We start from the raw sequence: 1,944 nt of genomic DNA on the forward strand, positions 1-1,944 counted from the left end.
GCTCCGAGATAAATAAAGACTTTAATTCAAGATAAAATCTAATTAATTTAATTTTTTATCTAAACTGTAAATCTATTAAGTATTATGGTTCTTCCACTCTTCTTCTATAATTCCGTAAGAATATTCATCCCACCAATCATCTCCATGCGGAATGCATTTTTTAAAATACCCTTCTCTTCTCATACCGATCTTTTCCATAACACGATAAGAAGGAACATTTTCTGGTTGGCAAGTTGCAACAATCCTATGTAACTCTAACTCTTCAAATCCGTATTTTAATATTGCTTGGGCAGCTTCCGAAGCATAGCCTTTATTATAATAATCAGGATTGAATGCCCATCCTATCTCATAAGAATGTTCACCAAAATATTTAAAAAACTCAAGATGCCCTATTAGTATTTTCTTGTCAGCAAGTATCACAGGAAATTTCTTTGCCGAAGCTCCAATGTTTTCTCTTATAAACTTCTTTGTTTCTTCTTTTGTTAAAACACCTTCCGGCATAAATTCCATAACAGTTTTTTGGGAAGTATATTTGTACACTTCTTCCCAATCTTCTAATTCAAAACCGCGTATAATTAATCTTTCTGTTCTTATGTTCATATAACTCTCCCACTAAATATTATATATACCTATAATTCAACTTAGTTTTGAAACTAATGGTATAAAGTTCTTACCCAAGATTCATTAATCGATTTAACGGAAGAATGGTTAATAGCGCAAACAATTTACTTTGGCCGTTTGTACTCCATCTTCAAAAACTCAAAACGATTATCATTTGTTTCTTGCATAAAGGTTTGAATTGATTTAAACCCTGCTCTTTCATAGACCTTAATAGCCCTTTTATTAAAAGTAGCAACCGAGAGCGTTATTTCTTTAGGGTTATATTTTGAAATTGCAAAGTTTATTCCAGCTTTCAAGTAATCTAAACCCATCCCCCTACCAGTTAGCTCGGGTTTCATACCCAAGCCAATCTCCACGGAATCTTCCTCAATTTCATAGCAAAAGAAGCCGACTTCATCGTTGCCCTTCATAACCATGTAATAAATATCTCCATGAGGACTCAAGAGTTTAACTAAATTCTCTTCATCATTCTTATAATCATAAAAAGAGTATTCTCCTTCATAGTGCCAGTTTAATATTTTCTCTGCTTGGTCTTATGATATTTCATTAAATTTGTAATCCATTACGAATCCTCCAATCATATATCTAATAGTTATCTGGTCTTACGCCTCATTACCAATTATTTCAAAAAATTGATGACAACTCAATATTTTCTTTAATATTAAAAGGAGCCTATCTTGTTACAGATAAGCTCCGAGTTTGTTTAATACTGAATCCTTATCCAACCAGCATCCTTGGGAAAGTCATCTCTAGTAAGTAATCGTTTTGAGATTAACTGGCGATAGGATGTGATCGTTCCATCGTGTGACACGACATAAATATTCCCTTTCTCTTCTTGCTTGCACCCTCTCAAGAATTCTTCTCCAATAATCCGAAACTCTTTCTCTGGTAAAGCATTTATACCATCTTTCCAAAGCTCTTCAGAAACCTGGTGATCTAAATTAAATTCAGGAAATACCTTTTCAATGTTTTCCCGTTTCATCATTATGTCACAAGGAAGCGTTCGCCATTCTTGTTTTTGTGGAAACATTCTTGGAGAAACCAGGGGACTAACAATTGCTTTAACTTTCGCACTTCCTATCCATATTTGAGCAGTTTCTAGCGTTCTTTGAGTAGGACTTATAATGAGCGTGTCTTCACTTTTCAGATGAAAAGTATCTCTTAATAAATATGCTTGCTCTTTTCCTTCTTTTGTTAGAGAAGGATTTTTCATATGTAAACTATTAGGTGTATCTAGTGTATGCTGTCCTTGACCATGTCGTACAAATATTAGTTCCATAATTCCCTCCCTAAACTTATTATTTACTCTTTAATCGCTCCGAG

Annotated in this window: 3 protein-coding genes; all 3 read right to left on the minus strand. The window is 33.7% G+C overall.

Features of this window, described 5'->3' with window-relative positions; translation table 11 throughout:
• Positions 1–75: 75 nt before the first annotated feature.
• Positions 76–600 carry a GNAT family N-acetyltransferase gene (locus Q4550_RS23095; protein ID WP_303536495.1) on the minus strand — a complete coding sequence of 175 codons (525 nt, stop codon included), beginning with the start codon at positions 598–600 and terminating at the stop codon, positions 76–78.
• A gap of 125 nt (positions 601–725) precedes the next feature.
• Entirely contained in the window at positions 726–1,139 is a 414-nt protein-coding gene (locus Q4550_RS23100; RefSeq protein WP_303536500.1) for a GNAT family N-acetyltransferase, read from the minus strand.
• Positions 1,140–1,324: 185 nt separating this feature from the next.
• Entirely contained in the window at positions 1,325–1,900 is a 576-nt protein-coding gene (locus tag Q4550_RS23105; RefSeq protein ID WP_303536498.1) for a histidine phosphatase family protein, read from the minus strand.
• Between the last annotated feature and the right edge of the window lie 44 nt (positions 1,901–1,944).

Source organism: Anaerobacillus sp. 1_MG-2023 (assembly GCF_030547345.1).
GTDB lineage: Bacteria > Bacillota > Bacilli > Bacillales > Guptibacillaceae > Guptibacillus > Guptibacillus hwajinpoensis_B.